The organism is Salipaludibacillus aurantiacus, assembly GCF_900111295.1.
GTDB classification, from domain to species: Bacteria; Bacillota; Bacilli; order Bacillales; family Salisediminibacteriaceae; genus Salipaludibacillus; species Salipaludibacillus aurantiacus.
Genome location: NZ_FOGT01000022.1, coordinates 26,998 through 46,626, shown reverse-complemented (window position 1 = coordinate 46,626; position 19,629 = coordinate 26,998). Strand labels below are relative to the sequence as shown.

The window sequence follows — 19,629 nt, the reverse complement described above, 5'->3', positions numbered from 1 at the left end:
CATAATTTATTAGAACATGTGAACAATTACCATTAGCACAAACAAAATTGTTAAATAATTCAACGAGAAAATGAACATATGTTTTGCCCATTTCAAGTCATCTTTCGTCTTAAGCCCGGCCAACCCTAACACAAGCCAGCCGCCCCCTAATAATACTGCTGATATGGTATAGATAATGCCGAAATCAGCTACCAGCAGAGAAACTGGAATTAGTGCGGCGACATACCATATGATCTGCCTCTTGGTCACAGCAAACCCTGCAATTACAGGAAGCATCGGAATGCCGGCTGCTTTATATTCATCTGACCGCTTCATAGCTAATGCAAGGAAATGCGGAGGCTGCCAGACAAACATAATAAGGAACAAAGACCATGCAAACGGGTGGAGTCCAGGGTCAATTGCAGCCCATCCAATAAGCGGAGGCACCGCTCCTGCAAAACTCCCCACAATCGTATTAAGCGTTGTTGTTCTTTTAGTCCACATAGAATAAAGAACTACATAAGTTACAAGACCAGCTAAACCTATGACAGCCGCCATCAATGTGGTCATTGCCAGGAAGGCCGTACCGGCGATAGACAGGCTGAGACCATAAGTTAACGTCTGTTTCCCCGATAATTGTCCATTGACTGTCGGACGGTCTTTTGTGCGTTCCATTATATGATCAATGTCCCGATCGATATAATTATTTAGAGCACACCCACCTGCAATAATAAATGCTGCACCCAATAACGCCAGCAATGCTGTTAAAGGATCACTCCCCAAAGTGGTTCCTGTATAATAAGCTGCCAAGTACAGGCCGGCAAAAGTTGTAATCAGATTTGACATCACAATACCTGTTTTTGAGATGGCAATGTACTCACGCCAGCCAGCTTGTTTCCCTTGTTCAAGATCCTGGACTTGGTTTAAGGACTCTGCTGTCGGCATTGCGTTTGTTTTATTCACTTCGTTCACCCCCCTAAATTCATCTCTTCTTTCCATAATCAAATCATGTTTCCATATTTAAGTCTAACAATCTGCCTTATAAATCAGAATTTAAAAATAAAGCAAATTATTATTCTCTGAAAACTTAGAGAAATAAAACCTTTGACGGAAAGTAATCATCCATTCACATTATATAGCAAGATTCAGTGATTTTCATCACATTTTTTTCACAACTTGTTCAGAATACCACAAAACCAGCTTATTCTGTCGAATAAACCATATATACACTATAATAATATTATATATGATAAATTGATAAGATTAAAAGGATTATTTTTGGAAGTTTATTAATGAACCAGTAAACAAGTTTCGTTGACTTTTAAGTCAAGAATCCATAAAATGAAGGTCGGGTTCGTGTTTTATTTTTTCGACACGGCAAAAGTTTTTTAAAATAATTTTCTATACTATTATGTTTACTAAGTATTTAAATGAATAGAAAGACGGTGGAAGCTATGCATCAATTTTTGAAAATATTTGGTGTGATAACAACCTTCGGGATGCTTGTCGTTATTATTCAGGGTGCCCTGGTCACCCAAACAGGCTCAGGAGACGCTTGCGGGGCTGAATGGCCGCTTTGTTACGGGCAGCTTATTCCTGAGGATCCTACGATAAAAACGTTAATAGAATATACTCACCGCCTCGTGTCCGGAATACTGGGACTCATGGTTATTATCCACTCTGTCTGGAGCTGGATTGCTCTTCGGCACATTAAGGAGACCAAACTGTTTGCTATTTTGGCCGTATTGTTTATTATTTTTCAGGGCCTGCTTGGCGCAGCAGCTGTAGTCTGGGGGCAGTCGGATGCTGTCATGGCACTCCATTTCGGGTTCTCACTAATTTCTTTTACCAGCGTACTCTTGCTTACTATTTTAGCCTTTGAAAATGGAAAAAATATAAAATATACTGTACCTGCCATTTCAAGGAAAGTTAAATATTATTATTTTATTACTCTTGCCTATGTGTATGCAGTGGTTTACACAGGAGCCTATGTGAAACACACTGACGCAGGGGTTGGCTGCACGGGCTGGCCTTTATGTAACGGACAGATTATCCCTGTACTGGAAGGCCGAACCGGAATTCAATTTGGCCATAGGGTGGCAGCAGGACTTCTTTTTATAATGATACTCATTTCTCTTATTGTTGTTATAAAACACTATTACCACGAAAAGACCTTATTTTACGGCACTTTATTAAGTTTTATCTTTATCACTCTCCAGGTAATCAGCGGAGCAATCGTAATATTTACAGGTTTCACCTTAAACGCGACTTTGTTCCACGCCTTTATGGTTAGTCTATTATTCGGAGTTGTCAGTTATACTGCTTTACTTGCCTACAGGTCTAAATAAAAAGGAAGCCTAAATTAAAAAAGGTACTAAAAAAGGCCCTCACCTAAGTGAGAGCCTTTTTTGGTACTTTAATAACTGTGTAGTTCCAGCTTTTATTACTATTGACCCAGGAAAGAGCGCAGCATCCAGTTATGCTTTTCTACGGACTGGCGGATTTCAACGAGCATGTCCGCTGTCGCTTCATCTCCTGCTTCCTCTTCTAATGTTTCAATATCACTCTGCAGTTCAGCAGATAGTCTATCAAAATCTTCCACTAATGCTTTTACCATTTCTTCGGCACTTTTTTCCCCCTCGGCTTCTTCAATGGTAGAGACTTCTAAGTATTCTCTCATCGATGCTACCGGTTTGCCTTTTAAGGTAAGAAGGCGTTCTGCCAGCTCATCAATATGACCCGCAGCTTCGTTGTAAAGCTCTTCAAATTTCTCGTGCAATGCGAAAAAATGAGGCCCTTTCACATACCAGTGATAGTTATGCAGCTTTACAAACATAACATTCCAGTTTGCCACTTGACGGTTAAGAACTTTTTCTGTTTTTTCATTTACCAAACTGATCAACTCCCTAAAATGTGTTTTTGCTTTATCTAATTCTTATCATATGTTTCTGAAGGGCTCCCTAAACCCTTCACGGAAAATTATAACGAAATTTGTCGGTTTCGCCAAGTGAAGGAAATGAAAAAATGCCGGAAAGCTTTTTCCCGGCATTTTCAATACTGCTTTATTCAAATTCCACTAAAAGATCTCCACCTTGTATAGCTTCTCCATTTGAAACATATATTTGCCCTATCACACCATCAAACGGCGCCTGAACGGTCGTTTCCATTTTCATTGCCTCAGTAATCATTAAGTGGTCACCCTTTTTAACCTTGTCCCCTTTTTCTACCAGAAGCTTAACGACGGTTCCTGGCATAGAGGCGCCGATATGTCTGTCATTCATTTTATCTGCCTTCTGCTTTGTAGAAACGAGAGACTCAATATTATCGTCTCTGACTATAATTTCTCTTGGCTGACCATTCAACTCAAAATAAATTACCCGTGTGGCATCTTTTTGGGGTTCGCCTATAGAAACAAGCTTCACAATGAGTGTTTTACCCTGCTCAATTTCAATCTCAACTTCTTCACCAAGCCTTAAACCATAAAAGAACGTAGAAGTATCCAGTACCGATACATCACCAAATTGATCCATAAAGGCCTGGTAATCAAGAAATACTTTTGGGTAGAGAGCGTAAGAAATGACATCATGGCTTGTTACCTGGCGCCCAAGCTTATGGTAAAGCTCTTCTTTTAGAGCCTCAAGGTTTACGGGCTCCATGTTTTCCCCCGGCCTGTTAGTAATAGCCGGCTTTCCTTTTAAGATAATCTCTTGAAGCTTATCGGGAAAGCCTTCATGAGGTTGCCCCAGATAGCCTTGGAACAGTTCTATAACAGAATCAGGAAAATCAATATTCATTCCTTTTTCATAAACTTTTTCAGGCGTCAGATCGTTCTCTACCATAAACAGAGCCATATCTCCCACTACTTTTGAAGATGGGGTGACTTTCACAATATCACCAAACATATCATTGACCGTACTGTACATTTCTTTCACTTCATCCCAGCGATCTCCCAAACCGACCCCTTTAGCCTGCTGCTGCAGATTACTATATTGTCCGCCAGGCATTTCATGGTCATATATCTCCGAATGGGGAGCCATCATACCGCTTTCGAAATCCTGGTAATACTTCCGGGTATCTTCCCAGAAAGCATTTAACTTATCGGCATGAGAGATGTTGATCTCTGGCTGCCTCTCATTCCCGCTTAACGCATGATAAAGGGAATTCATGCTGGGCTGGCTTGTAAGGCCTGCCATAGAACTCATAGCAGTATCTACAATATCCACTCCCGCATCAATGGCTTTTGCATATGTGTATATACCATTTCCGCTTGTATCATGGGTGTGAAGGTGTATTGGTATGCCTATCTCTTCTTTCAGGGCTGAAATGAGTTCATAGGCAGCCTGGGGTTTCAGTAACCCTGCCATATCTTTTATACCTAAAATATGCGCTCCTGCTTTTTCAAGTTCTTTTGCCATATTTAGATAATATTCCAAATCGTATTTAGGGCGTGTATGATCTAAAATATCCCCTGTATAACACATACTTGCTTCTGCAATCTTGCCGGAATTTCTTACGGCTTCTATTGCCGGCTTCATTCCTTCCAGCCAGTTGAGACTGTCAAAAATACGGAATACATCAATTCCTGCTTCTGCTGATTTATCTACAAACTCATCTATTAAATTATCCGGATAATTTTTATAACCTACTGCATTTGAGGCTCTCAGAAGCATCTGAAATAAAACATTCGGAGCTTTTTGCCTTAACATTATAAGCCGCTCCCACGGATCCTCATGGAGAAAACGCATAGATACATCAAAAGTGGCCCCGCCCCACATTTCCATAGAAAACAAGTTAGGCAGCAAATGTGCTGTCGGCTCTGCAATCTGTTTTAAATCGTGGGTTCTTACTCGTGTAGCCAGTAAAGACTGGTGGGCATCCCTGAATGTGGTATCAGTGAGCAAAACTTTTTCTCTTTCTTTCACCCACTTAGCTAAACCTTCCGGGCCAAGCCGGTCAAGAAGCTGTTTGGAGCCTTCAGGAAGAGGCTGTTCTAATGAAAGCTTAGGCACTCTCCGCTCATCAAATACGGGCTTTTTCTTCGTCCCTATGCCGGGATATCCATTAACAACGGTTTGACCGATAAATGATAACATTTTAGTTCCCCGGTCTTTCCTCTTAGGAAACACAAATAACTCGGGTGATTCGTCTATAAAAGCTGTATTGTATTCTCCATTGAGAAATTTCTCGTGCTGGACAACATTTTCAAGAAAAGCTATGTTTGTTTTAATTCCTCTGATACGGAATTCTTTCAAATTCCTTACCATTTTATGTGCCGCATCTTCAAAGGACAGGGCCCATGTTGACAATTTAACAAGAAGAGAGTCATAATGCGGTGATATTACGGCTCCCTGAAAGCCATTCCCTGCGTCAAGCCTTACTCCGAACCCGCCTCCTGTTCGGTAGGCCATTATTCTTCCAGTATCAGGCATAAACCCGTTTTGAGGATCTTCTGTTGTCACTCTTGATTGAATCGCAAATCCATGAGTATAAATGTCTTTTTGTTCAGGAATTCCTACTTCGTTCGAAAATATGTTTTTACCATCTGCAACCATTAGCTGAGCATGGACGATATCAATTCCTGTAATCATTTCTGTAATAGTATGTTCAACCTGAATTCTTGGATTAACTTCGATAAAGAAAAATTCCTCATTATCAGTCACTAGAAACTCTACTGTCCCTGCATTTATGTATTGGATTTTCTCCATTAACTGTAATGCTGCTCCGCAAATTCTTTCACGGGCTTCATTAGACAAAGACACACTCGGAGCTACCTCTACTACTTTCTGGTGCCGCCTCTGTACAGAACAGTCACGTTCATACAAATGAACCAGATTACCGTGGTTGTCACCAAGAATCTGCACTTCAATATGTTTTGGATTCTCTACAAATCTCTCAATGTACACTTCTTCACTGCCAAATGCAGACTTCGCTTCAGAGCGCGCTCTTTCAAAAGACTCTTTAAGTTCATCTTCTGATCTCACGATTCGCATGCCGCGGCCTCCGCCCCCAAGGGCAGCTTTAATAATTAACGGGAAACCGTACTGATCTGCAAAAGCTGTGACTTCTTCGGTAGTCGTGACAGGGCCGTCAGTGCCGGGAATAACTGGGATATCTGCTTTTATCGCTGTTTTCCTTGCTTCAACTTTATCTCCAAACATCTTTAGATGCTCAATTGAAGGTCCAATAAATATAATCCCTTCCTCTTCACATCGTCTGGCAAATTGTATATTTTCAGACAAGAAACCGTACCCTGGATGAATAGCGTCCACTTGGTTTCTCTTTGCTGTTTCAATAATACTTTCAATATCCAGGTAAGCATCAATGGGCTTTTTTCCTTCTCCAACCAGATAAGCTTCATCAGCTTTATACCGGTGAAATGCTCCTGTGTCTTCTTTTGAATAAATGGCTACCGTACGAATATTCAGCTCCGTACACGCACGAAAAACCCGAATTGCAATTTCTCCTCGATTAGCTACTAACACTTTGTTAATACGGTCTAAACGTTTCACCTTGTTTTCCTCCCTAATTTCAAAGTGGCTCTCTGATAAACTAAAACGTAAAAGCATATCGGTTTTTCTTTAATAATTAATGGCGCGGTTCAGAATGTTTTGTCATCTCCTGAAACTACTCATAATCTTATCACTTAATCTGTCAAATTTCATCATTATTATTAACTGACCGCCCATACTGGTAAAAATTTCAGCCTTCCGCAGCTGTGATTAGTTAAAAATAAACAAAAAAACAGAGGCGCATTAAAAACACGCATCTGTTTTAAATAAATTACTTTCTTTTCATGGAAGCTTCATGTAAAGAAGTAAGCTGTTTTTCCAGCTCGTCTAATAACTTTTTGCCATCTTCCTCACTGACAAGGTTCAGTCTGATTGCAAAATCAATTTCTCTGGACAAACCAAACATTTGAGTATCTAAAACTTCTTCATAAAGAGGGCATTGAGGCATAGTGAGGTTACTCATCTGAACTTCAATAAGCTGGCGTATTTTAGCAGCATCTTCTTTTAGAAGGGCATAAGCTTTTTCATTCTGGCTTGATAGGGTTTCAATGGACATCCGAATCCCTCCCGTTTATAAATCAGCACCGCTTATCGAATACTAAGGCGGCTGTTGTGTCTGTAACCGAATTCCATTCTTCCTCTTATATTATCGGTTCTTTGGCAAAATTGCAACAAGTACATGCTTTCCTGCTAACTAGAAAATACTCAGGTCATACCGTTGGGACAATGACTCCAACAGCTTCATCCCGGCGATACTGTTCCCTTTTTCATCCAGCGCAGGGCCGTAAATGCCTATCCCCGCCTTATGAGGAATCGAAGCCATAATACCCCCGGACACTCCGCTTTTAGCTGGTACTCCTACTTTTATAGCAAATTCACCTGAAGCATTATACATCCCGCAAGTCACCATAAATGTCTTAATGATCCTCGCGATATGCAGAGGAATAACCGGCCTGTCGGATGCAGTATGGATCCCTCTGTTAGCAATTACATACGCCATTTTGGCTAAATCCTGGCAGTTTACTTCTATGGCACATTGCTTAGTGTACAGTTCAAGCAGATTTTCGACATCTCCCTCGATGACCTGATGCTGCTTTAAGAAAAAAGCCAGTGACCGGTTTAAATCTGCTGTATCATATTCTGATCTGGCTACTTCTTCATTATAAGTGATAGAGGTATTTCCTGTAAGTTCGTGAATAAATGTGAGGAGTCTGCCAAGCTTCTCATCAACAGTGCTTCCCTGCAGCATTGAAGTTACAGCCAGCGCCCCTGCATTAATCATTGGATTAAGAGGTTTGGAAGGAGAATGAGTTTCAAGCTTAATAATTGAATTAAACGGATCTCCCGTAGGTTCCATCCCCACACGGGAAAAAACTCCTTCTTCTCCCTGATCCATTAGTGCAAGTGCCAGAGTGATAACCTTGGATATACTCTGCAACGTAAACATTTCAGACGTATCACCAGCAGTCGCACACGTCGTACCACTTTCGGAAACTGCAAGAGACAGAGTCCCTGGATTTTCCCTGCTTAAAGCAGGAATATAATCTGCTACTTTCCCATAGGGAGTATACTGTAAAGCTTCCTGCACCATTAATTTCAACGCTTCGTTATCCTGGCACATCGTCATATGACAACCTCCGTAAACTTAAACTTAGATGGATGACAAACTAATCTTTCATGTCTATACTGTAGAGGAAAGGATGGTGAAGATCAATAATGTCTTCTATGATTGTTTCTATTAAAGGTCTGGTTAAACACCCGATTATACTCGACCCGGGGGTTTGGATATTTGATGACCGTAAAATTAATTTAAGTACATATTTTTCTGACGAGAGAAAAGGGCCCGCAGATCCCTCAATTAAACAGTTAAGCCGTGCTTGGGACGAGCAGAGACTGAAAGGGGCTATGCCGCAGTCCAATCAGAACAAAGTAACGGTGGACCGTAAAGATCTGACAGAGCATTCTTTAGGAATTGCACTCAAGCCTTTCCTTGATAACGCTTCTCCTGAGCCTGAGGCTGAGACAGTAACCTTTGTACGCGCGGAAGGAAAAGAAGATTTTTCATGTCCGCTCAGTCAAGCCGAAAATGGTATCTTAGGCTTCTCCGAGCAAGGAAAACCTTTGAAAGAAAACGGGCCTGTCCACTTTTATTATGGGGATGGTTCTAACCTCAAGGAACCGGTGACACACATTACGTCAATCATTTTAAAATGAGACAGAAAGACTGTTTTACTCACTCTGCAGATGTGTAAAACAGTCTCTTTAATTACGCCCGTCTATAATAAATCTGCTGCCAGCTGGGCCAGCCCTGACCGTTCCCCTTTCTCCAGTTTAATATGCCCTGACTCTCCCCTGTGTTTTAATTTTTCTGTTACATAGGTAAGCCCGTTAGTATATTCGTCAAGGTAGGGGTGGTCTATCTGTTTCGGGTCTCCCATTAAAATTATTTTGCTTCCTTCTCCAACTCTGGTTAAAATTGTTTTCACTTCATGTTTAGTTAAATTTTGAGCCTCATCGATTATTATGAACTGATCAGGAATGCTACGTCCTCTGATATAAGTTAACGCCTCTACCTGAATAGAGGACATTCCGGCAAGAATCTGATCAAGCTCACCGCTTTTATTAGTATTAAACAAATATTCAAGATTATCATAAATAGGCTGCATCCAAGGGCGCAGTTTTTCTTCTTTTTCGCCCGGCAGATAGCCTATGTCTTTTCCCATGGGAACCACAGGCCTTGCGACAAGAAGTTTTTTGTACTTATTTAAGTCTTCAGTCTGGTATAATCCGGCTGCCAATGAAAGCAGGGTTTTACCTGTTCCTGCTTTTCCTGCAAGCGTCACCAGTGGAATATCCTCCCGTGTTAATAATTCGAGGGCCATTTTCTGCTGGACATTTCGAGGTTTAATCCCCCAGACAGGTTCCTGTTGACTCAGAAAGAGGTTAATATATTCTCCCTTTTTATCTGTCATAGCTAAGGCAGACCGGGTACCATTGGCAAGGTCTTTAAATATATAAAAATGGTTAGGATAAGTGTGGGAGGTCTTGACCTCACTTATGGGGAGCCGTTTTTCTTCAAAAAGCAAGTCCATTTTCTCAGGACTCAGCCAATTCTCCTCATAGCCAAGATACATCCTGTCAAACTTTACCACTCTGTCAGATAAAAAGTCTTCTGATTTTAATCCGAGTGCATCAGCTTTAACCCGAAGTAAGGCGTCTTTGCTTACAAGGATGACTTCCTCATTTTTTTTCATTTCTTTCTGCTCTATACTTATATTCAAAGCCACAGCCAAAATCCGATTGTCATTCGTGGTATCAATAAAATGCTTTTTCATCTGATCAAACGTCCGGTGATTTAATTCGACCACTAAATTTCCGCCATTAGGAAGCTTCACTCCTTCATGGAGTTTACCTTTTTCTCTCAAATCATCAAGCAGTCTGGCTACTTCCCTTGCATTTCTTCCTATTTCATCCATATAGCGTTTCTTTGAATCAATTTCTTCGAGTACAACCGCCGGGATAATCACTTTATTCTCATCAAATGAATAGAGAGCCAATGGATCTTGCAGTAAAACATTCGTATCAAGAATGTATATTTTAGCCAAGCTATTCCCTCCTAAAAAATCTTTTCACTCTCCAGAAACGCGGGGGTTTATTTATTCTATTCATTTAAGTATATTCATGATCTTCTCTTCAAAGACTATAGGCTAATCTGTAAATAAAATAGGCAGTGCAATTACCGGCAGGCGGGAACTTATACCTTCATCTAAATATAAAATAAAAACGATGCCCTCATGAATTAACATGCTGGCATCGTTTTAATTATTTTTTCATTGCGCCCATAACCTGGCGATCCAATTTCTCTGCTGCTTCTTTATCATACGTTTTTTCATATTTAGGCTCTGTAGTGATTCGGGCACCATAAAACATGACATCCCTTACTTCTTTTACAGAAATTTCAACTAGAGCTAATTTGAGGGGAACATCTTCCATCTTCTCTTCAATAACTTTCGCTTCCCCTGCAATCGCGTAAGTGGAACCTTCCCCGATTAAAGTAAGTGTAACAAGAGGTTGTTGCTTTAAATTTTCTACGATACGGGAGCGGTTATCCACAGAGAATCTGACATGTTTCTCATCTGTGGCATAAACCCATGAAATAGCATTCACATTAGTACCGCCTGTCTCATGGTCGACTGTTGCAATTGTTACATAACGTTCTTCTCTAAGCAGTGGTAAAAGTTCTTCAGTTATAACTGTTTCAACTTGATTAGCCATTGTCCAAACGCCTCCTTAATCTTATCTACACCTATACTATACCTATATTTCAATCATCTTAAAACCATTCTAACAAAAATCTAAGAAATAATTAACATTTTTAAATAGGGTTAGAGGGCCCGGGACAATACTGGTTACTATTCTTTTATCTCACTCTCCTTAAAAAAATTCCCCTTCTCGTGTTATACTGACTGTACAACCATTATATTAATGAAGAGGTGCGAAATGAGAGTTAAATGTGTCATTTGTGACGTGGTAGAGTCAATTGACAACCAGCTGCCCCTTGCAAAAAAATTAAGAAACAGACCCATTCACACATACATGTGTCAATCGTGTCAAGATCGTATAACTGAACGAACAATAGAAAGAAAGCAAACAGGTAATTTTAAAGAGCATACTCCTCAGGAAAAAACAGATGACTATATATAAGTAAACTGGGCATGAATTCGGTTTTGTCACCGGACTCATGCCTATTTATTTTGTCTCAGGCATGGGTGGCGGACCATTACGCTTTTTATAAGCTCATCCAGTTATTAAATGGCATCTGCTTAATTTAAGTTGATTATTCCCTGCACAGGAAGTGCGTTCTCCCCTCAAAGAGCATCAGCACCTTCCATTTGCGTATGCCTGGCAGAGTGCCCCCTTAATTTAATAAAAAAATACCCCCAAATTTAGATTCAGCCTAAATGTGGAGGCACAGCATTTTTAAAACAGCTTCACTTTATTACCTGAACGCCAGGTTAATCCCCCTGTTAATAATGCTCTTCTTCTGATTTCTGTTCGTCGTTTTTATGGCGTTTCAGCTGGAATTTATAGATACCCAACACTAATGCAGCAATAAACAGTGATTCTATTATGGGTAATGACAAAGCAAGAAAAGTGATAAATATATTTCCAAAAAACATCACAGCATAAATAACGACATTTTTTAAGACCGGAAGTTTTCGGGCGAAACCAAGATTAAAAACGAGAATACTAAGGGCGTTTATTATTATATACATGATCACAAATGCAAAAAGAAAGTTCTCAGGATCAGTAGCTCCTAGCCATTGTGCAATTGGTGTCATATCCGGCGCTACAGGCTCTGTATTATTAACAGCTGAAAGCATATAAGTCACTCCTAAATTTTCATATCAACACATTTTACAACATTCCGATTATAGCATAACTTAATCTGCGATATTAACTATCTAACGAAATAAGATACCCTTTTTTTATAAAGCGTTTTCCGGTACACTATGTAAAAGGAGGTCGGTAGCTCATGCGTTCTTTCGATATTTATTATTTTATCCTGGCTATTCTCGGCACAGTGGGGATGATGGGGATAGGAATTTCTTTCGCTCAAACAAGCCTGCTTATGTTTCTCGGCTTTCTTGTTTTAAGCCTGGGCTCTGTATTTGCAGGGTTCAAACGAAAAAAATATCTTCACTCAACGAACTAAAAGGACGACATTTGCCGTCCTTTTAGTTCGTGTTAGTGTTTAATACTTCAATTATTTCGTCATAAACCCAGGGGTTAGCCGCTATTAAAGTGTCTTTTTCCAGAAAATTCAATGCATTGCCGTCATAATTTGTTGCTTTGCCTCCAACTTCCTGAAGAAGAGCATACCCTCCAGCGATATCCCAGGGTGCAAGGTTAAAGCTGATATAAGCATCAAGTCTCCCTGCAGCTACATAGGCTATTTCCAGTGCCGCCGCCCCATAAGACCGGGTGCCCCGAGACCTCTTAACAATTCTCTCAAGCCTCCTGTCTTTTAATAACCATCCTGTATTAAAACTTATAAGTGCTTCATTTAAAGAATTCTTGGAAAGGGAGCTTAGACGCCGGTTATTTAATACAGCCCCTTCACCTTTTAATGAGGAGAACAACTCATCATGCATCACATCGTATACAATTCCTATTACAGGTTCACCATTATGGAACACTCCTGCAGAAATCGCGAAATAACTTTCCTGATGAACAAAATTAACCGTTCCGTCAATAGGGTCTAATATCCAAACCGTCCCTGAAAGATCTTTTACATTTTCAAATGATCCTTCCTCCCCCATTAAACGGTGGCCAGGAAATTCTTTATCTATTTTTTCCTAAAAAAAAGCTTCTACTCCTTTATCCACATCAGTGACTAAATCATGCTGATGAGATTTAGTATTAACTTTAAATGAAAGCTTCATTTGTTCCTTTATGTACCCTCCCGCTTCACGGGTCCATTCTTCAGCTTTTTCTTTAATCATTTGAAAATCTCTCTCGTTGCCGGTCATCCGCCTCATCTCCTCAATTATATCTTCTGTATGTTTTCTAACATATACCATACTTATCATTTAATTCGCAAACATTACTAACCTGCAACCAAAAAAAGTGAACCTCTACAAGGTTCACAGCAAGTATTTTAAGCTTCAAGACGAAGCCATTCATTACGGAGCTTCTCTAATTTTTCTTTGCATTCAGTAATTTGGTCTTGTTCATTTGCTTGAATTGCATCGAATAATGTTTGGAGTTCATAGTCAATCTCCAGTTTTAGGACCGGGATACGTTTTTCCCCATCTCTTCTTTTTAAAGTCTGAATGACCTTCTCCATAATTCGCACCCCTTTTCTTCGAGTCTCTTTTTATGTTCCTGAACAGACCAACAATGAACCCTAAGGTGAAATAATAGTTACCATTACATTATGCTATTTATCGGAATTTTGCAACTATTTTTTTGCTGGTATTTTTAATTTTCCACGATTCTCACAAATTTAAACCTAATTGAGAACAGAAATTCTGTTTTCTTTTTTTTTAAACTGTATTCTGCTAATATAAGTTTTATAATAAGCAAATATTAATTATAGTTACTTTTAAATGTTTCATTACCATTCAAGCTTTCCGAGGCACTAAAGAAAGGAGTAAGTTACTCATGAGTTTTAAAGGGTTCACTTCCCAGGATTTTGATGTTTTTGCAGTAGAAGGTCTGGACGAAAGGATGGAAGCTATTAAGCAGCACGTTCGCCCTAAACTGGAAGAACTCGGCAGACACTTCTCTTCTGTACTCACTGAGAAGACGAACGAAGAGATGTTTTTCCATGTCGCAAAACATGCCCGCAGAAAAGTTAATCCCCCGGACGATACATGGGTGGCGTTCGCTAATAATAAGCGAGGGTATAAAAAGCTTCCCCATTTCCAAATCGGCCTGTTTGGTTCCCATGTTTTTATCTGGTTTGCTGTAATTTATGAATCGCCTGTAAAAGAAGAACTGGGGCACGCTCTTAAAGAGCAAATCTCCACCATTGAAAAGCAGATACCTGATACCTTTTACTGGTCAGTCGATCATACTAAACCGGAAGCAATGCAGCATAACAGTATCTCTAAAGAACAGCTTAATGACATGTTTGAACGTCTTTCTACTGTCAAAAAAGCAGAATTGCTCTGCGGTGTTCAGTTGAAACCGGAGGATGACCAGGTTCAGGATGGACAAGCATTTTTGAAAAAAGCTGAAAAAGTATTCGATACCCTCTTACCCCTTTACGAAACTTCTATGCGTATATACGTCCAGCATGCTTAAAGATGAAATAAACAAAAGGGCCGGTGGCAGGAGTGCCATCAGAGCCCTTTTTAATGTTACATTTTTATAATTTTCAAATGGGATGATTCCCTGGCTGCTTTAACAACGTGGTAAGGGGATTGCTGGGTTTGGCTTTCATACTCTTTAAATTGCTGCTTTTCCTCTGATTTGGACGGTACAATTTTTTTAAATTGATTATAGAGAGTTAATAATGTGTCTCTGTCTACCCCTTTTCGATATGCCTGGTCAATTGCTTCATAAAAATGTACAACATTAACCACTTCGTCTCTAGACCAATCCATTGAAATTGGGATATTCACTTCGTTTGGCATTCTAAACACCCTTTCTCATAAATTCATTCCAAATTATAACTCATTCTGTTATACTACATTTTGTTTAAACAAAAAAGCAAAATGCAGTCCCCTGTATTATATATAATTAACTTTGAGGTGAATTACTTTGTCCTACTTGGAACGTCAGCAGAAAACGCCTTTGTATGAAGGGCTTCTAAACCATATTAATCACTCGCCCTACCAGTTTCATATTCCAGGGCATAAACACGGAACCGGCATGGATCCAGATTTCAGAGAGTTCATTGGACCTAACGCTCTGTCTATAGATTTAATAAATATACAACCTTTAGACGACTTACATCACCCGCACGGAATTATAAAAGAGGCTCAAAATCTGGCAGCGGAAGCGTTTGGGGCTGATCATACTTTTTTTTCTGTTCAGGGAACAAGCGGGGCGATCATGACTATGATCATGACTGTCTGTGGTCCGGGGGAAAAAATAATCGTACCGAGGAATGTGCATAAATCTATTATGTCTGCCATTATTTTTTCAGGCGCTACGCCTATATTTATTCATCCTGAAATAGATGACACGCTGGGAATTTCTCATGGAATAACTGTTAGATCAGTTGAGAAAGCCTTAAGCTCCCATCCAGATGCAAAAGGACTCTTAGTCATAAACCCGACTTACTTCGGGATCTCTGCAAATTTGGAAAAAATCGTCCAGCTTACTCATTCTTACGATATACCGGTGTTAGTAGACGAAGCTCACGGTGTGCATATTCATTTTAATGAAAAGCTTCCAGTCTCAGCTATGCAAGCAGGAGCCGATATGGCAGCCACCAGTGTCCACAAACTGGGGGGCTCTCTTACACAAAGTTCTGTACTTAACATTCAGGGAAAAAGAATTTCAGCACGTCGGGTTCAAAGCATCATAAGTATGCTGACAACCACTTCTACCTCCTATATCCTTCTCGCTTCCCTGGATACAGCCAGACGGTATCTCGCAACGGAAGGATCGAAATTAACAGACAGGATTATCGGATTAGCTGAATCAGCCAGAAAAAAAATAAATGACATTCCTGGTATAAGCTGCCCAGGTAAAGAAATCCTCGACAATAACGCAGTGTTTGACCTGGACCCGACAAAACTTATTATTTCTATTAAAGAGTTGAATGTTACTGGTTATGAGGTAGAAACCTGGTTACGCGAACATGAAAATATAGAAGTGGAACTTTCGGACTTATACAATATTTTATGTATTATAACGAGCGGTGACAACACTCACACGATAGATTATTTAATCCGGGGACTCGAGAAGCTTTCATCTGAATATTATGAGCCTGGTAAAAAGCATTCAGAAAGTGTGCAGGTTCAAGTCCCTCAAATACCAACTCTTTCTTTATCTCCCCGGGATGCTTTCTATTCTGAGACAGAAATCGTAAAGCTTAATGAATCTGCGGGAAGAATCAGTGCGGAGTTTATTATGATTTATCCTCCAGGTATTCCTATTTTTATTCCTGGTGAAATCATTGAACAGGACAATATAGATTATATTTATAAAAACATGGAATCAGGTCTCCCTGTGCAAGGCCCGGAAGATCCTACATTAACTTTCATCCGTGTTATACGTGAAAGAAAACCTATAATTTAGAAAAAGTAAAAGCGTTCAGCTGTTTCGGCTGAACGCTTTTACTTTAATATTGAGTTTCCATCGTTGTCGCAGGAAGTGCCGCTTTAAAAAACTCAGATAAAGCCTCTGCTTCCCTGTCACTTTTTACTTTAAAAGCTTTCTTAAGATAATCGACATCTTCCACATCTTCCCGGCACAAAAGCAAGGATCTTCCTGACTGCATACATGTAATGAGGGGCTTACCAAAAAACAGGCTTGTATAAACAATGCCGAAATCGTACCTTGACTGCTCAGTGGTCATACCTACAAACTGAACATTAACTCTCTCCGTTTCGTCATAAAGCCGCTCGTATAGTTCCATCAGTACAATCCCTCCTTTAATTATTTAATTATACAAAAATTCTGTCAATTTCGCAATCTTTTTGTTTTTTTAAAACGAAGATCGTTTAGACTCAATGAAATGGATGAGCTCATCCGCAAAAATCATGTCCTGCTTTGTAAATTCATAATCAATCCCTATTAACTTTATCGTGATAACATACGCCGCTTCACCTTCCTCGTACAAGGGTAAAAATAACACATGATCCCTGTTTTTTCTTACGTAGGTTACAGCTTTAAGCCTGTTTATAAATAAAAATCCCCGGCCAAGTTCCTCTTCCTCTTTAGACAGTCCTTTCATGCCTAGGGCATACGATAAAGTATATTCTCCCTGGTTATAAGAATGAATCGTTAAGATTACTTTTTTCTTGTTGATCGCATGAATCGTCTTTAACACACGAACCATAAAATCGTCTTTGTTTTCGGCATAGTCGTAGGCAAGCCCAATTTCCAGCCTTAACCCATCCAGAAAATCTGATTTTTTCATAATTTATCCACCGCCATATACAAAAGGTTTTTTCTGCCTTAAATTTAATTGATATGACGGTAATTTTATCATATGAAAGATGAAAACTCTGTCGTCATTTGTCTAAAACCTTAAGAAAAGCCTGTATAATATTAAAAATGAGTATTTGGAAAGTAAATTAAAATAAACGTAGAAGTACAAAACTTCTACGTTTATTCCATGAACAGGAATTTAATTTCAGTGCCATAACTCCTCAATAATGTAAGCTGTTTCCTCTAATGTGAAAGGCTCCCAAAATAGTTCTCCTTTTACTAACAGATCTTTATGCAAATGTAAACCACTTCCATCCTGATTCATTGCACCGCTAGTACCTGTGTTTCCTACATATCCGATTATTGTTTCACTATCAATCGTCTGTCCCGCTTCCACGTCTTCGGGTATAGAGTCAAGGTGAGCGAAACGGATCATTACTCCGTTATCATATTGAACCCAAACCTGCATACCTCTCAGCCGGTCGAGTATATATTGGGGAGTAAATCCTTGCTTTGCCGCAATTTTCAGATCGATATTTCTCTCCACATGTGAGTTATAATCCTCAAAATCACTATCGACTCGTACAACTTTTCCTTTTGCCATTCCATACACAGGCGTATCGGTCGTAATTTCTGTTCCCGAGGCATATCCGTACCAGTCAATACCTTCATGGATGCCGTTGCGATACCCCCTCGGAGCACCTGGAAGGTGGCTCTCAACAGTACTTACTGACGCCCCTTCTATCGGAGAATGAAGAAAAGCAAGGAAGTCAACCATCTCTTCCACCGAGTAAGAATGAATATCAACATCATTTTCTCCGGCAGGACGCCATGCCTCTATCACTCGACCGTCCCAATTTATAGCTATGTTATTTTCTTCTTTATTGTGTGTATAGTCTGTTTCTAGTCCTTCATCAATAAATTCAATACTTAGATAAGGTTCTCTATTATCGTTTTCAACAAAAGGCGGCTTATCGGCTGGAAAATATTCACCATTTATTTCAATTACCGGCACACCATAGACTAAATAATACTGTCTGTCAGCTATCTCTAACAGTAAATCTTTATTAATTGGATCGTATTCATAATGGCCGCCCAGTCCATCTGCCAATTCAGAGACTGATATATACACACCCTCGTATCCTTCAACAGGCAGGGTATTTAATTCAGTCCACTCTTTAAGCTGCTCGTTATCGTTTCCAGTGTTATTTTCTTCCTGCAGGTGAGTTTCCCGTTCCACCGCGTGACCTTGATCTTTTGCGCTTGATTCCTCATTCTGGCAGGCAGTTAATAACAGACCTGATATTATATACAGACTTGCTTTTTTCATTCATAAACCTTCCTTGTTGTATTATTTAATCATTTCAGGATCAACGATCTCGTAACCTTTTTCTCTTAAACCTTCCACGATTCCTTTTAAAGCGTCTTTCGTAAATTCCCTGTCATGCATTAACAGGTTGGCTCCATTGCCCAAATGTTCAGTTTCAACCATTATTTCTTCCAAAGCTTCAGCTTCCATATATTCTTCAAAATAATCGTATCCGTAAGACCAGTTCATCCACTGCATCTCCTCTTCTTCCATCAGCTGCTTGGAGTAATCCGTGTTGACCCCAAAAGGTGCTCTAAAAAACCGGGGCCTTTCCCCAATAATATCTTCAACCAGATCATTCAGCTCGACAATTTCTTCGTACTGCTCTTCTTCTGAGAGGTCTGATAAGTTTGGATGGGTCATCGTGTGGTTTCCAATTTCAAACCCCAGTTCATAAATATCCTTTAACTGCTGTTGCCCCTCTTCAGATTGAAGAAAATGGCCGTTAACAAAAAATATGGCGCCTGCATCCATGTCCTGCAGAATCTCTGCCATCTCCACACCGTAATTATCCGGTGCGTCATCAATAGTCAAAAGAACAACTTCTTCAGGTGCCTCATCAATCGGTCTGACTGTCACATTGTTTTCTATTTGATAAAGAGGTTCGATGTCTTCTTCATTATCGCCGTTTAGTTCATTGTCATGTTCATTAATATTTTCATTTGCTTCATTTTGGATATTATCGGCATTTTCGTTTAACTCGTTTGCATTACTTTTTTCTTCACTGTTTGCTGACTCTGTATTTTGATTATTTAAATTCTCTTCCCCAGGGGAGTTCATATTATTATTTTCATTTCCATTGATAGCCTTCTCATTGTTATCGCCGCACGCTATGAGCAATCCTGCTGTTAATACACAAATACTTACAAACTTTGCTTTTTTCATCGTATCCCCTCTTCTCATTACCTTACTTGCAATTATAAAATCTTACCATATTATAACTATTAATGGAACCTTCTGCCGCCATAATTTTACACACTTAGTAATATGTCGTTTATATTCGACATTTTTCGGGAAAAGTAAATTTGGTATTACCGTCTCACACTTGACCTTTGTATAAATTTAAGTACAATATACTCTGTTGTTTATTTATCAAGTACATCCCAATAGACTATGAAAATTAACGGCTTTTAAATTAAACGGAAGGTGGAGGATAAG

Annotated in this window: 22 protein-coding genes; 6 read left to right on the top strand and 16 right to left on the bottom strand. The window is 39.6% G+C overall.

The genetic code is table 11. The features are described 5' to 3' along the window. Positions 1 to 9: 9 nt before the first annotated feature. Positions 10 to 978 (bottom strand): heme o synthase, encoded by a 969-nt coding sequence (gene cyoE / locus BMW59_RS19380; protein WP_425441285.1) that lies wholly within the window; start codon positions 976 to 978, stop codon positions 10 to 12. A 455-nt stretch (positions 979 to 1,433) separates the two neighbouring features. On the opposite strand from cyoE, the gene BMW59_RS19375 reads away from it, so the two are divergent. Then, a complete protein-coding gene (locus BMW59_RS19375) occupies positions 1,434 to 2,327 on the top strand; it encodes a COX15/CtaA family protein (RefSeq protein ID WP_093055625.1) in 894 nt (297 codons plus the stop codon). Positions 2,328 to 2,425: 98 nt separating this feature from the next. Here the strand turns inward: BMW59_RS19375 and BMW59_RS19370 are convergent, their stop codons facing one another. The 4 genes from BMW59_RS19370 to glsA form a co-directional block, all read right to left on the bottom strand. Continuing rightward, positions 2,426 to 2,872 carry a Dps family protein gene (locus tag BMW59_RS19370; RefSeq protein ID WP_093055622.1) on the bottom strand — a complete coding sequence of 149 codons (447 nt, stop codon included), beginning with the start codon at positions 2,870 to 2,872 and terminating at the stop codon, positions 2,426 to 2,428. 169 nt (positions 2,873 to 3,041) lie between these two features. Continuing rightward, positions 3,042 to 6,488: a pyruvate carboxylase gene (gene pyc / locus BMW59_RS19365; RefSeq protein ID WP_245733238.1), complete on the bottom strand. Its 3,447-nt coding sequence runs from the start codon at positions 6,486 to 6,488 to the stop codon at positions 3,042 to 3,044. A 271-nt stretch (positions 6,489 to 6,759) separates the two neighbouring features. Then, positions 6,760 to 7,044: an Fpa/YlaN family protein gene (locus BMW59_RS19360; RefSeq protein ID WP_093055618.1), complete on the bottom strand. Its 285-nt coding sequence runs from the start codon at positions 7,042 to 7,044 to the stop codon at positions 6,760 to 6,762. 138 nt (positions 7,045 to 7,182) lie between these two features. Next, complete coding sequence (gene glsA / locus BMW59_RS19355; protein ID WP_093055674.1) at positions 7,183 to 8,109, bottom strand: glutaminase A; 927 nt, start codon at positions 8,107 to 8,109, stop codon at positions 7,183 to 7,185. A gap of 104 nt (positions 8,110 to 8,213) precedes the next feature. On the opposite strand from glsA, the gene BMW59_RS19350 reads away from it, so the two are divergent. Then, positions 8,214 to 8,702: a peptidyl-prolyl cis-trans isomerase gene (locus BMW59_RS19350; RefSeq protein WP_177174443.1), complete on the top strand. Its 489-nt coding sequence runs from the start codon at positions 8,214 to 8,216 to the stop codon at positions 8,700 to 8,702. Between the two features lie 62 nt (positions 8,703 to 8,764). On the opposite strand, the gene BMW59_RS19345 is transcribed toward BMW59_RS19350, so the two are convergent. Both BMW59_RS19345 and BMW59_RS19340 read right to left on the bottom strand, forming a co-directional pair. Continuing rightward, positions 8,765 to 10,093: a PhoH family protein gene (locus BMW59_RS19345; protein ID WP_093055614.1), complete on the bottom strand. Its 1,329-nt coding sequence runs from the start codon at positions 10,091 to 10,093 to the stop codon at positions 8,765 to 8,767. A 217-nt stretch (positions 10,094 to 10,310) separates the two neighbouring features. Continuing rightward, positions 10,311 to 10,763, bottom strand: coding sequence for a pyridoxamine 5'-phosphate oxidase family protein (locus BMW59_RS19340; RefSeq protein WP_093055612.1), 453 nt, complete (start codon positions 10,761 to 10,763; stop codon positions 10,311 to 10,313). A gap of 225 nt (positions 10,764 to 10,988) precedes the next feature. Between BMW59_RS19340 and BMW59_RS19335 the strand changes: the two genes are divergently transcribed. After that, a complete protein-coding gene (locus BMW59_RS19335) occupies positions 10,989 to 11,192 on the top strand; it encodes a YlaI family protein (RefSeq protein ID WP_093055610.1) in 204 nt (67 codons plus the stop codon). A 323-nt stretch (positions 11,193 to 11,515) separates the two neighbouring features. Here the strand turns inward: BMW59_RS19335 and BMW59_RS19330 are convergent, their stop codons facing one another. Then, the gene (locus BMW59_RS19330; RefSeq protein WP_093055608.1) at positions 11,516 to 11,872 is read right to left on the bottom strand and encodes a YlaH-like family protein; all 357 of its coding nucleotides are present in this window, start codon (positions 11,870 to 11,872) and stop codon (positions 11,516 to 11,518) included. A gap of 152 nt (positions 11,873 to 12,024) precedes the next feature. Between BMW59_RS19330 and BMW59_RS19325 the strand changes: the two genes are divergently transcribed. Further along, entirely contained in the window at positions 12,025 to 12,204 is a 180-nt protein-coding gene (locus tag BMW59_RS19325) for a DUF5325 family protein (protein ID WP_093055606.1), read from the top strand. Between the two features lie 22 nt (positions 12,205 to 12,226). Here BMW59_RS19325 and BMW59_RS19320 read toward each other — a convergent pair whose 3' ends face one another. From BMW59_RS19320 to BMW59_RS19315, 3 genes are all read right to left on the bottom strand, one after another. Beyond that, positions 12,227 to 12,841 carry an inositol monophosphatase family protein gene (locus BMW59_RS19320; protein WP_342740532.1) on the bottom strand — a complete coding sequence of 205 codons (615 nt, stop codon included), beginning with the start codon at positions 12,839 to 12,841 and terminating at the stop codon, positions 12,227 to 12,229. A gap of 6 nt (positions 12,842 to 12,847) precedes the next feature. Further along, positions 12,848 to 13,021, bottom strand: a complete 174-nt coding sequence (locus BMW59_RS22375; protein ID WP_245733235.1) for a hypothetical protein — start codon at positions 13,019 to 13,021, stop codon at positions 12,848 to 12,850. A gap of 128 nt (positions 13,022 to 13,149) precedes the next feature. Next, on the bottom strand, positions 13,150 to 13,338 hold the full coding sequence (locus BMW59_RS19315) for a hypothetical protein (protein ID WP_093055604.1): 189 nt from the start codon (positions 13,336 to 13,338) through the stop codon (positions 13,150 to 13,152). 317 nt (positions 13,339 to 13,655) lie between these two features. Between BMW59_RS19315 and BMW59_RS19310 the strand changes: the two genes are divergently transcribed. Then, positions 13,656 to 14,300: a YktB family protein gene (locus BMW59_RS19310; RefSeq protein WP_093055601.1), complete on the top strand. Its 645-nt coding sequence runs from the start codon at positions 13,656 to 13,658 to the stop codon at positions 14,298 to 14,300. Between the two features lie 56 nt (positions 14,301 to 14,356). On the opposite strand, the gene BMW59_RS19305 is transcribed toward BMW59_RS19310, so the two are convergent. Beyond that, entirely contained in the window at positions 14,357 to 14,632 is a 276-nt protein-coding gene (locus BMW59_RS19305; protein WP_093055599.1) for a UPF0223 family protein, read from the bottom strand. Between the two features lie 136 nt (positions 14,633 to 14,768). Between BMW59_RS19305 and BMW59_RS19300 the strand changes: the two genes are divergently transcribed. After that, the gene (locus tag BMW59_RS19300) at positions 14,769 to 16,247 is read left to right on the top strand and encodes an aminotransferase class I/II-fold pyridoxal phosphate-dependent enzyme (protein ID WP_093055672.1); all 1,479 of its coding nucleotides are present in this window, start codon (positions 14,769 to 14,771) and stop codon (positions 16,245 to 16,247) included. A gap of 43 nt (positions 16,248 to 16,290) precedes the next feature. Here BMW59_RS19300 and BMW59_RS19295 read toward each other — a convergent pair whose 3' ends face one another. The 4 genes from BMW59_RS19295 to BMW59_RS19280 form a co-directional block, all read right to left on the bottom strand. Then, a complete protein-coding gene (locus tag BMW59_RS19295; RefSeq protein ID WP_093055597.1) occupies positions 16,291 to 16,587 on the bottom strand; it encodes a DUF3055 domain-containing protein in 297 nt (98 codons plus the stop codon). Positions 16,588 to 16,656: 69 nt separating this feature from the next. Next, complete coding sequence (locus tag BMW59_RS19290; protein WP_093055596.1) at positions 16,657 to 17,091, bottom strand: hypothetical protein; 435 nt, start codon at positions 17,089 to 17,091, stop codon at positions 16,657 to 16,659. A gap of 216 nt (positions 17,092 to 17,307) precedes the next feature. Continuing rightward, on the bottom strand, positions 17,308 to 18,432 hold the full coding sequence (locus BMW59_RS19285) for a peptidoglycan DD-metalloendopeptidase family protein (RefSeq protein WP_093055594.1): 1,125 nt from the start codon (positions 18,430 to 18,432) through the stop codon (positions 17,308 to 17,310). 21 nt (positions 18,433 to 18,453) lie between these two features. Beyond that, positions 18,454 to 19,356, bottom strand: a complete 903-nt coding sequence (locus tag BMW59_RS19280; protein ID WP_093055592.1) for a polysaccharide deacetylase family protein — start codon at positions 19,354 to 19,356, stop codon at positions 18,454 to 18,456. Between the last annotated feature and the right edge of the window lie 273 nt (positions 19,357 to 19,629).

Coding starts and splice junctions, on each gene's coding strand:
- cyoE (WP_425441285.1), bottom strand. CDS start 978: ATGGAAAGAAGAGATGAATTTAGGGGGGTGAACGAAGTGAATAAAACA.
- BMW59_RS19375 (WP_093055625.1), top strand. CDS start 1,434: ATGCATCAATTTTTGAAAATATTTGGTGTGATAACAACCTTCGGGATG.
- BMW59_RS19360 (WP_093055618.1), bottom strand. CDS start 7,044: ATGTCCATTGAAACCCTATCAAGCCAGAATGAAAAAGCTTATGCCCTT.
- glsA (WP_093055674.1), bottom strand. CDS start 8,109: ATGTGCCAGGATAACGAAGCGTTGAAATTAATGGTGCAGGAAGCTTTA.
- BMW59_RS19350 (WP_177174443.1), top strand. CDS start 8,214: ATGATTGTTTCTATTAAAGGTCTGGTTAAACACCCGATTATACTCGAC.
- BMW59_RS19340 (WP_093055612.1), bottom strand. CDS start 10,763: ATGGCTAATCAAGTTGAAACAGTTATAACTGAAGAACTTTTACCACTG.
- BMW59_RS19335 (WP_093055610.1), top strand. CDS start 10,989: ATGAGAGTTAAATGTGTCATTTGTGACGTGGTAGAGTCAATTGACAAC.
- BMW59_RS19330 (WP_093055608.1), bottom strand. CDS start 11,872: ATGCTTTCAGCTGTTAATAATACAGAGCCTGTAGCGCCGGATATGACA.
- BMW59_RS19325 (WP_093055606.1), top strand. CDS start 12,025: ATGCGTTCTTTCGATATTTATTATTTTATCCTGGCTATTCTCGGCACA.
- BMW59_RS22375 (WP_245733235.1), bottom strand. CDS start 13,021: ATGACCGGCAACGAGAGAGATTTTCAAATGATTAAAGAAAAAGCTGAA.
- BMW59_RS19315 (WP_093055604.1), bottom strand. CDS start 13,338: ATGGAGAAGGTCATTCAGACTTTAAAAAGAAGAGATGGGGAAAAACGT.
- BMW59_RS19310 (WP_093055601.1), top strand. CDS start 13,656: ATGAGTTTTAAAGGGTTCACTTCCCAGGATTTTGATGTTTTTGCAGTA.
- BMW59_RS19305 (WP_093055599.1), bottom strand. CDS start 14,632: ATGCCAAACGAAGTGAATATCCCAATTTCAATGGATTGGTCTAGAGAC.
- BMW59_RS19295 (WP_093055597.1), bottom strand. CDS start 16,587: ATGGAACTATACGAGCGGCTTTATGACGAAACGGAGAGAGTTAATGTT.
- BMW59_RS19290 (WP_093055596.1), bottom strand. CDS start 17,091: ATGAAAAAATCAGATTTTCTGGATGGGTTAAGGCTGGAAATTGGGCTT.
- BMW59_RS19285 (WP_093055594.1), bottom strand. CDS start 18,432: ATGAAAAAAGCAAGTCTGTATATAATATCAGGTCTGTTATTAACTGCC.
- BMW59_RS19280 (WP_093055592.1), bottom strand. CDS start 19,356: ATGAAAAAAGCAAAGTTTGTAAGTATTTGTGTATTAACAGCAGGATTG.